Below are 11,236 nucleotides of genomic sequence, written 5' to 3'. Positions count from 1 at the left end.
CCTTGTGATCCCTAGCGGTCGGGAAGGCGTGTGCCGGGAGCCGGGTTACGGCTCTCCCAGTTCTTCGTCGATGAGCGCGAACACCTCGTCCTGGGAGGCCGAGTCCAGGCCCCAGTCCGTCGCGGGTGCCCGCGTCACGACCGAGGCCGGGCTCACCCGGCGCAGCAGCTTCTCCAGCCGCTCGGCCACCTCGTTCCGGACCGGGTCGTCGTCGGGCATGGTGGCCAGCGCGATGTCCAGCCGGTCCAGATCGGACATCACCGGGCTGACTTCGGTCTCGTCCCGGCACAGCTCGTCCCGGAGGTAGCCGACCAGACCGGTGACGGTCGGGTAGTCGAAGATGAGCCCGGCGGGGAGCTTGCGCTGGACGGCGCCGCCCAGCCGGTTGCGCATCTCGACGGCGGTGACCGAGTCCAGGCCGAGCTCCCAGAACGGGCGGCCGGTGGGCACCGACTCGGGCCCGTCGTGGCCGAGGACGGCCGCGGCGTGGGTACGCACCAGGTCGCGCAGCACCCGCTCCTGCTCGGTCCGGCCGAGGCCGGCCAGCCGCTCCTCGAGCGACGGCCCCGCCTGGTCGGGGGCGGCCCCGCCGGTGGCCGACTCCCGGATGCGGCGCACCTCTTCCAGATCGTGCAGCAGCGGGCTCGGCCGGGCGGCGGTGTACGCGAGGTAGAACCGGTCCCAGTCGATGTCCGCGACGACCAGGAAGGTGTCGTCGCCGTCGAGCGCCTGGCGCAGCGCCAGGACCGCCCGCTCGGGAGACATCACCGGGACACCGTGCCGGCGCCGCAGATCGGCGACGGCCTCCTTCTCGGCCATGCCGCCCTGGGCCCAGGCACCCCAGCCGATGGAGGTGGCGACCTGGCCGTGGGCGCGCCGGTGCCACGCCAGCGCGTCGAGGTAGGCATTGCCAGGCGCGTAGTTCGCCTGTCCGGCGGCGCCGAAGGTGCCGGCGGTGGAGGAGAACAGGACGAACGCCGACAGGTCCAGATCCGCGGTCAGCTCGTGCAGGTTCCAGGCGGCGCCGGTCTTCGCCCGCAGCACGGCGTCCACCCGGTCTGCGGTCAGCGCGTCCAGCGGGCCGTCGTCCAGCACCGCGGCGGTGTGGAAGACGGCGGTGAGCGGCAGCTCGTCCGGGATGTCGGCCAGCGCGGCCGCCAGCGCCTCGCGGTCCCCGGCGTCGCAGGCGAGGAGGGTCACCCGGGCGCCGGCCGCCTCCAGACCGGCCCGCAGCTCCGCGGCCCCCTCGGCCTCCGGTCCGCTCCGGCTGAGCAGCAGCAGGTGTTCGGCGCCGCGGGCGGCCAGCCAGCGGGCGACATGGCCGCCGATGGCGCCGGTGCCCCCGGTGATCAGCGCGGTTCCGGTGGGGGTCCACTCGCGGCCGGGGGCGGCGGGCGCCGGGGTGCGGGCCAGCCTGCGGGCGAGGACACCGCCGGCCCGTACGGCGAGCTGGTCCTCCCCGGATCCCCCGGACAGCAGCCCGGACAGCCGGTTCACGGCCTGCTCGTCCGGCTCGGCCGGAAGGTCGATCAGACCGCCCCAGCGATCGGGGTGTTCCTGCGCGGCCACCCGGCCCAGCCCCCACACCAGCGCCTGCGCCGGGCTGACGGGGGCGTCGTCGGCTCCGGTGGTCACCGCGCCGCTGGTCACACACCACAGGGGCGCCGTGACACCGGCGGCCTCCAGCGCCTGGCACAGCGCCAGGACATGGGCGAAGCCGCCCGGCACCGCCGGGAAGGAGGGGTGTGGCCGCTCGTCCCAGGCGCTCACCGACAGTACTCCGGCCGGCTGAGCCGGCTCGCCCGGCTCGCCCGGCTCGGTCGGCTCGGTCGGCTCGCAGGCCGTCCGCAGCTGTGCGGCGATGTCGGCGGGGCGGTCGGAGGAGATCACCACCGGCAGGGCCCGGGCGCCGCGGCGCTCGATGCCCGCCACCAGCGCGGCCACCCGGGGGTCCGCCTCGAACCCGGCGGAGACGGCCAGCAGCCAGGTGCCGGACAGGGCGGCCGGCGCAGCCTCGGGGACCTGCGCCCAGGCAATGCCGTAGCGCCAGGTGTCCACGGTGGCGCGCTCGCTCCGCTGCCGGTGCCAGTCCGAGAGCGCGGGCAGCACCGCGTTCAGCGAGGACCGTACGGACGCGTCCTCGACGCCGAGGGTCGACGCCAGCCCGTCCGGGTCGAGCTGGTCCACCGCGGCCCAGAATGCCTCGTCCACGGCGGCGTTGCCCCGGGTCGCCTCGGGCTCCGGCGGCGCGTCCAGCCAGTAGCGCTGCCGGTGGAAGGCGTAGGTCGGCAGGTCCACGGTCCGCCCGCCCTCGAAGGTGGTCGCCCATTCCACGGCCACCCCGGTCACGAACACCTCGGCCAGCGCGGTCAGCAGCCGGTCCCGGCCGCCCTCGTCGCGCCGCAAAGTGCCGCCGATCGCGATCTCGCCGGGGTGGTCCTCGAGCGTCTCCGCCATGCCGGTGGTCAGCACCGGGTGCGGGCTGACCTCGACGAACACCTCGTGTCCCGCGCCGGCCAAGGCGCGCGTGGCCTGCTCGAAGAGCACGGTCCGGCGCAGGTTGCGGTACCAGTACTCGGCGTCCGCCGCGCCGGTGGCGAGGAGTTCGCCGGTGACGGCGGAGTACATGGGCAGCTCCGGTGGCCGGGACACCACCGGCGCGGCCAGTTCGAGCAGGGCCTCGCGCAACCGCGCTACCTGCGGGGAGTGGGAAGCGTAGTCCACCGGGATACGGCGCGCCCGCACCCCCTCGCGCTCACAGGCGGCCATCAGCTCCTCCAGCGCGTCCGGTTCACCGGCGACGACGGTGGAGCCGGGCCCGTTCACGGTGGCGACGCTGATCCGCTCGCCCCACGGCTTCAGCAGCTCCTGGACCGCGCCCATGGGCCGGGCGAGCGAGACCATGCCGCCCTGCCCCGCCAGCTCCCGCGCGATGAGCCGGCTGCGCAGGGCCACGATCCGGGCGGCGTCGTCGAGCGACAGCACACCCGACACGGCCGCCGCCGCCAGCTCCCCCTGGGAGTGGCCCACCACGGCGGACGGCTCGACCCCATGGGTCCGCCACACCTGGGCGAGGGACACCATCACCGCCCACAGCACCGGCTGCACCACGTCGACCCGGTCCAGCGACGGCGCGCCGGGGCGGCCGCGCAGCACGTCGAGCGGGGACCAGTCGATGTGCGGCGCGAGAGCCGCGGCACAGCTTTCGAGGCGTTCGGCGAAAACCGGGGAGGTGTCGAGGAGTTCCGTGGCCATGCCGGCCCACTGCGAGCCCTGTCCGGGGAAGACGAACACGGTCTTCGCGCGCGCGACCGCGACGCCCTGGACCACACCGGCGGCCGGTTCGCCGCCGGCCAGCGCGGCGAGGCGGTGCAGCAGCTCCTCCCGGTCCCGGCCGACGACCACCGCGCGGTGGTCGAAGACGGCCCGGGTGGTCAGCAGGGACCGGGCGATGTCGGCGGGGGCCAGGTCCGGGGTGGCGGTCACCCGCTCGTGCAGTCGGCGGGCCTGGTCGCGGAGGCTCTCGGCGCTCTTGGCCGAGATGACCCACGGGACCGGCGCGCCGGTGGCCGGGACCGCGGGCGCCTTGGGCTCGGGCGTCTGCTCGGGAACGTGCTCCAGGATCACATGCGCGTTGGTGCCGCTGATGCCGAAGGACGACACGGCGGCCCGCCGCGCCCGCCCGGTCTCGGGCCACGGCACACTTCCGTCGGCGAGCCGCAGCCCCCCGGCCGCCCAGTCGACGTGCGAGGTGGGCCGCTCGACGTGGAGGGTGCGCGGGACGACGCCGTGGCGCAGGGCCAGCACGGTCTTGATGACACCGGCGACACCCGCCGCAGCCTGGGTGTGGCCGAGGTTGGACTTCACCGAGCCGAGCAGCAGCGGCCGGTCCTCGGCCCGGTCCTGGCCGTACGTGGCCTGGAGGGCCTGCGCCTCGATCGGGTCGCCGAGGGAGGTGCCCGTGCCGTGTGCCTCCACGACATCCACGTCGGCGGCGCTCAGACCCGCGTTGGCCAGGGCCTGGCGGATCACCCGCTGCTGGGCGGGGCCGCTGGGCGCGGTCAGGCCGTTGGACGCGCCGTCCTGGCCCAGCGCGGAACCGCGGAGCACCGCCAGCACCCGGTGTCCGTTGCGCCGGGCGTCGGAGAGCCGCTCGACGACCAGCATGCCGATGCCCTCGGCGAATCCCATGCCGTCGGCGTCGGCGCCGAACGCCTTGCAGCGGCCGTCGAGCGCGAGCCCGCCGATCCGGCTGAACTCGATCAGCGGCCGCGGGGTGGACATGACGGTCACCCCGCCCGCGACGGCCAGGGCGCACTCGCCCTGCCGGAGCGACTGGGCGGCCAGGTGCAGGGCCACCATCGACGACGAGCAGGCGGTGTCCACCGTGATCGCCGGGCCCTCAAGACCCAGGGTGTAGGCGATCCGGCCGGAGGCCACACTGTTGGCGCTGCCGTTGCCCAGGTATCCCTCGAAGCCGCTGAGCAGCCGGGGGAACCGCGAGGCGTAGTCGTTGTAGATCAGCCCGGTGAAGACGCCGGTCGAGGTGGCACGGAGCGTGGCGGGGTCGATGCCCGCGCGCTCGAACGCCTCCCAGGTGGTCTCCAGCAGCAGCCGCTGCTGCGGGTCGGTGGCCAGCGCTTCACGCGGCGAGATGCCGAAGAACTCGGGGTCGAAGTCGGCCATGTCGTGCAGGAATCCGCCGACCCGCGCGTAGGAGTCGTCCGGGAAGTGGGGGTCGCCCAGGTCGTCGACCTGCCAGCCGCGGTCGGTGGGGTAGGCGCCGGTGGCGTCCCGCTCGTCGATGAGCAGCTGCCACAGGTCCTCCGGTGAGCGCACCCCGCCGGGGAACCGGCAGCTCATGCCCACGATCGCGATCGGCTCGTCCGCCACCACAGCCACCGCCGCAGCAACCGGAACCACCGGCGCGGACACGCCCTCGCCGTCCGCCCCCAGCCGTACAGCCAGCTCCGCGGCCAGCGCCACCGGCGTCGGATGGTCGAACACCGCCGTGACCGGAAGCCGCAGCCCCGTCGCCGCACCCAGCCGGTTCCGCAACTCCACCGCCGTCAGCGAGTCGAACCCCACATCCTTGAACGCCCGGTCCGCACCCACCGCTTCAGCACCACCATGCCCCAACACCACCGCCGCCTGAGCCCGCACCAACTCCGTCAGCACCCGATCCCGCTCGACCACCGGCAACAGGGCCAGACGCTCACGCAGACCGCCGCCATCCGCGGGCGCGTTCGCCGCCACCCGCTTGGCCGGGGTGCGCACCAGGGCGCGGAACAGCGGGGCGGGGTCCTTGTGCCTGCCGAGCGCGGACACGTCGAGCCTCACCGGGACCGTGTGCGGACGCGGCATCCGGACGGCGGCGTCGAACAGCGCCAGGCCCTCGTCGGTGGTGAGCGCCTGGACCCCGCTGCGGCGCATCCGCTCCAGGTCGGCGGCGCCGAGCGCGCCGGTCATGACGCTGCGGTCGGCCCACAGGCCCCAGGCCAGGGAGTGCGCGGGCAGCCCCTGGGCGCGGCGGTGCCAGGCGAGGGCGTCCAGGAAGGCGTTGGCGGCCGCGTAGCTGCCCTGCCCGGCGGCGCCCAGGACACCTGCGGCGGAGGAGAACAGCGCGAACAGCGACAGATCGCGATCGCGGGTCAGCTCGTGCAGATGCCACGCCGCGTCCACCTTCGGCCGCAACACGGTGTCGAAACGCTCCGGGGTCAGCGCCGACACCACCCCATCGTCCAGCGCACCCGCAGCATGCACCACACCACACAACCCGGGCAACTCACCCAACAGCCCCGCCAACGCCTCACGATCCGCCACATCACACGCCACCACCCGCGCCGTGACCCCCAGCTCGGCCAAGTCCACGACAAGCTCCGCGGCACCCGGCGCCTCCAGCCCACGACGACTGGTCAACACCAGGTCAGTGACGTGGTGTTCGGTAGCCAGGTGGCGGGCCAGGGCGGATCCGATGAGGCCGGTGCCGCCGGTGATCAGCACGGTGCCGTCGAGCGGACCGTACGGCGGGGTGGTCAGCACGACCTTGCCGGTGTGACGAGCCTGGCTGAGGTGGCGGAAGGCCTGCGGCGCCTGCCGGGTGTCCCAGGCGGTCACCGGCAGCGGCGAGAGCACCCCCTGCTCGAACAGCTCCGCCAGGTGGGTGAGCATCTCCCCGAGCCGGTCGGCACCGGCCTCGCCGAGGTCGAACGCGCGGTATCGCACCCCGGAGCGGGCCGCGGCGACCTCACCGGCGTCACGGATATCGGTCTTGCCCATCTCGACGAACCGCCCGCCGCGCGGCAGCAGCCCGAGCGAGGCGTCGACGAACTCCCGGGCCAGACAGTTCAGTACGACATCGACACCCCGGCCGCCGGTCGCCTCGAGGAACCGGTCGGCGAACTCCAGTGAGCGCGAGGACGCCAGCCGCTCCGCGGGGATTCCCATGCCGCGCACCACGGGCCACTTCGGCTCACTCGCCGTCGCGTACACCTCGGCGCCCAGGTGGCGGGCCAGCTGGACGGCCGCCATGCCCACCCCGCCCGCGGCGGCGTGCACCGCCAGCGACTCGCCGGCCCGCAGATCGGCGAGGTCCACCAGCGCGTAGTAGGCGGTCAGGAACACGGCGGGCACCGAAGCCGCCTCGGCGAACGACCAGCCACCCGGCATACGCACGACCATCCGCGCATCCGCCACCGCCAGCGGACCCGCGTACGCACCCGACAGCAGACCCATCACCCGGTCCCCCACCGCGAGACCGGTCACCTCCGGACCGACCTCGACCACCACACCCGCGCCCTCGCACCCGAAGAGCGATTCGGTGTTGGGGACCACGCCCAGCGCGACCAGGACATCCCGGAAGTTGACGCCGGTCGCGCGCACCGCGACCCGCACCTGGCCCGCCGCCAAGGGCGCCTCGGCCCGCGGGGACGCGGTCAGGGTCAGCCCCTCCAGGGTGCCCGCGGTGTCCAGGTCGAGCCCCCAGGCTCCGGCCGTGCCGGGCAGCGGCAGCGTCCCCGGGTCCGCCGAGGACACGCGGGCCAGCCGCGGTACGGACGCCACACCGGAGCGGACGACGGCTTCCGACTCGCCCGCGGCCACCGCGGCGGCAGCCACCGCGGACAGCGCCGCCACCGCCCCCGGGTCGGTCTCCGGGTCGGCGGCACCGTCGATGTCCACCTGGAGAATCCGGTCCGGGTGCTCCGACGCGGCCGAGCGCAGCAGTCCGCGCACGGCGGCCTGCGCCATGTCGAGCCGGTCGCCCGGGGCCACGGCGATCGCGCCCCGGGTCAGCGGAACCAGCCGTACGGCCTCCAGCTCGTCGTGCGCGAGCCACTCGCGCACCGGGCCGAGCACCGCGGTCAGTACCTCCCGGCTCGCGGCGGGGATGTCGCCGCCGTCCCCGCGCGGGCAGGGAAGCAGCACCAACGACGGCACCGGCTCGCCGGCGCGGACGGCCTCGGCCACGGCGGCGGCGTCCGGGTAGCGCGGCGCGTCGAGGCCGGGCAGGGCGTCGCCGAGGATCGCGAGCCCCTGCTCCGGCGCGTCGACCGCGTCCAGGGGCACCCAGGTCACCTCGTACATCGAGTTGACCGCGGTGCCGGACATCGCGTCGGCGGACAGCGGGCGCGAGACGATCTGGTCGACCGTGAGGATCGGCAGCCCGGCCTGGTCGGTCATCCGCACCGAGATCGCGTCGGGGCCGGCCGGGGCCACCCGGACCCGAGCCGAGGTGGCGCCCGTGGCGTGGATACGGGCGCCGGTGAACGAGAACGGCATCATCCGCTCCGCCTCGCCCTCCAGCACCGTCACGAGCCGTGTCTGAAGCGCCGCGTCGACCAGCGCGGGGTGTACGCCGAACCGGTCCGCCTCGCCCGCGCCGGCCTCGTCCAGCGCGACCTCGGCGAACATCTCGGCGCCGCGCCGCCATATCGCGCGCACGCCCCGGAACGCCGGTCCGTAGGCGTAACCGGCCTCCGCGAGGCGCTCGTAGAGGCCGTCGATGTCCACGGCGACCGCGTCGGCGGGCGGCCAGGCGGTGTCCTCGCCCGCGGGCTCGCCGAATGGGGCGGTGATGAGGGTTCCGGTGGCATGGCCGGTCCACTCCGCCTCGTCCTCGGTCTGGTCCGGGCGGTGCGGCCGGGAGTGCACCCGGACGGCTCGGCGGCCCAGTTCGTCGGCGGCGTCGACGCCGACCTGGATGTCGAGGGGAGTGCCGTCGGCGGGCAGGACCAGGGGCGCGTGCAGCACGATCTCGTCCAAGTGGTCGCTGCCGACCGACTCGCCCGCGCGCAGCGCGAGCTCCATGACGGCCGCGCCCGGCAGCAGGACCCGGTTCAGTACGGCGTGGTCGGCGAGCCACGGCTGGGCGGCCGTGGAGAGGCGGCCGGTGAAGACACAGCCGTCGCCGTCCGCCAGCGTGACGGCGGCCGCCAGCAGCGGATGGCCCACGACGGACAGCCCGGCCCCGGCGACATCGCCGACGCCGGCGGTGCCGCGCAGCCAGTAGTGGTCACGCTGGAACGCGTAGGTGGGCAGGTCCACAGGCGCGGCGGCGCCGCCGAAGACCGCCTTCCAGTCGGGCTCGACGCCCCGTACCCACAGCTCGGCCAGGGAGGTCAGCACCCGGCGCGGGCCGCCCTCGTCGTGTCGCAGGGTGCCCACGGCGAGGACGTCGGTGTCGACGGCGTGCCCGGCCTCCTGGATGGCGCCAGCCAGCACCGGATGCGGGCTGACCTCCAGGAACACCCGGTCGCCCTGGTCGAGCAGGACCCGCACGGTGTCATGGAACGCCACCCGCTCCCGCAGATTGCGATACCAGTACTCCGCGTCCAGCTCCACACCCGTCACCGGCGCCCCGGTCACCGTCGAATACATGGGCACATCGCCCGCACGCGGCACGATCGGCGCCGCCAACTCCAGCAACCGCCCCCGGATACGCTCCACATGCGGCGTATGCGACGCGTAATCCACCGCCACCCGACGCGCCCGCACCCCCGCCCCCTCAGCCGCCGCCAGCACCGCGTCCAGCGCCTCCGGGGATCCGGCCACGACGGTGGCGGCCGGGCCGTTGACGGTCGCGATCCACACGCCGTCGCGTCCTTCGAGGAGCTCCTCGACGCGCTCGACGGAGGCCGCCACGGACACCATCCCGCCGAGGCCCGCCAGCTCTCCGGCGATGGCGCGGCTGCGCAGCGCCACCAGCCGCGCCCCGTCCTCCAACGACAACGCCCCCGACACACAAGCCGCCGCGATCTCACCCTGGGAATGGCCGATCACCGCCGACGGCTCCACCCCCACCGAACGCCACACCTGGGCCAGCGACACCATCACCGCCCACAACACCGGCTGCACCACATCCACCCGCTCCAGCGGACCCTCCTCGCGCAACACCTCCAACAGATCCCACTCGATATGCGGCGCCAACGCCCCCGCACACCTCTCGATGGAATCAGCGAACGCCGGGGAGGAGCCGAGGAGTTCGGAGGCCATGCCGACCCACTGCGAGCCCTGGCCCGGGAAGACGAACACCACGCCCGTGGGCGCACCGGTGGTCTCGCCGCTCACCACATGGGCCGCGGGTTCCCCGGCCGCGAGGGCGTCGAGGCCGCTCAGGAAGGTGTCCGGGGCGTCGCCCACGACTACCGCGCGGTGTTCAAGGCCCGACCGGGCCGACGCCAGCGACCAGCCGATACCGGCCGGGTCCCCGTGTTCGGCGGCGACGGCGCGCACCCGTCCTGCCTGGGCCTTCAGGGCGGCGGCGGACCGGGCCGACACCGGCCACGGGAGCGCGCCGGTGAGCGCGGCCGGGACGGGGGCCTCGGCGGGCTCGCGCTCGTCCGCCGGGGCCTGTTCGAGGATCACATGCGCATTGGTGCCGCTCACCCCGAACGAGGACACCGCGGCCCGCCGCACCCGGTCGAGTTCGGGCCAGGCCAGATTCTCCGTGGCCAGCTCGACCGCGCCGGACTCCCAGTCCACATGCGGGGTCGGCTCATCCACGTGCAGGGTGCGCGGTACGACGCCGTGGCGCATGGCCAGCACCATCTTGATGACCCCGGCCACGCCCGCCGCGGCCTGGGTGTGGCCGATGTTGGACTTGACCGAGCCGAGCAGCAGCGGCCGGCCCCCGGGCCGGTCCTGGCCGTACGTCGCCAGCAGCGCCTGCGCCTCGATCGGGTCACCCAGCGACGTACCCGTGCCATGCGCCTCCACGGCGTCCACGGCGGCGGCGGACACTCCGGCGTCGGCCAGCGCCTGACGGATCACCCGTTGCTGCGACGGACCGTTCGGCGCGGTCAGGCCGCTCGACGCGCCGTCCTGGTTCACCGCGCTGCCCCGCACCACGGCCAGCACCTGATGGCCGCCTCGCACCGCGTCCGACAGCCGCTCCACCAGCAGCAGCCCGACGCCCTCGGCCGCCCCCATGCCGTCCGCGGTGGCCGCGAACGCCTTGCACCGGCCGTCCCGTGACAGGCCCTGCTGCTTGCTGAACTCGGTGAACAGGTCCGGGGTCGACATCACGGCGACACCGCCGGCGAGCGCCAGGGAGCACTCGCCCTGCCGCAGCGAACGCACCGCCAGGTGCAGCGCCACCAGCGACGACGAGCAGGCGGTGTCCACGGTGAGGGCCGGGCCCTCCAGACCGAAGGTGTACGCGATCCGGCCCGACGCCACGCTGCCCGCCACGCCCGTCATGGCGTGGCCCTCGACCTCTTCGGGGACCGCGGGCAGCCTGCTGCCGTAGTCGCGGAAGCTGGAGCCGATGAAGACACCCGTCCGGCTCCCGCGCAGCGCCGCCGGGTCGAGACCGGCGCGTTCGAACAGCTCCCAGGAGGTCTCCAGCAGCAGCCGCTGCTGCGGGTCCATCGCCAGCGCCTCGCGCGGCGATATCCCGAAGAAGGAGGCGTCGAACTCGGCGGCGTCGTGCAGGAATCCGCCCCGGTCCACATACGAGGTGCCCGGCCGGTCGCCCGCGGGGTCGACCAGGCCGGCCAGGTCCCAGCCGCGGTCGGCGGGGAACCCGGTTATGGCGTCCCCGCCGCCGGACACCAGCCGCCAGAGGTCCTCGGGCGACGCGACCTCGCCGGGATAGCGGCAGCTCATCCCGACGATCGCCACGGGCTCGCTGTCCGCGGTCTCCACGGCCCGCAGCCGCGACCGCGTCTCCTGAAGCTCCGCGGTGACCCGGGTCAGGAAGTGGCGAAGCTTCTTGACGTCATCCATGTTCTTGCCC

The 11,236-nt window shown here is 74.7% G+C and carries 1 pseudogene; it reads right to left on the bottom strand.

Annotation, left to right across the window (positions count from 1 at the left end):
* Window positions 1–45 precede the first annotated feature (45 nt).
* Window positions 46–11,133, bottom strand: a pseudogene (locus ACFV2X_RS27680) (type I polyketide synthase); the annotation flags it as partial.
* Window positions 11,134–11,236 lie beyond the last annotated feature (103 nt).

Source organism: Streptomyces sp. NPDC059679, from assembly GCF_042734105.1.
In the GTDB taxonomy this organism is placed as follows: domain Bacteria; phylum Actinomycetota; class Actinomycetes; order Streptomycetales; family Streptomycetaceae; genus Streptomyces.
The sequence above is the reverse complement of the archived record's forward strand: the minus strand, read 5'-3'. Positions and strand labels throughout refer to the sequence as shown.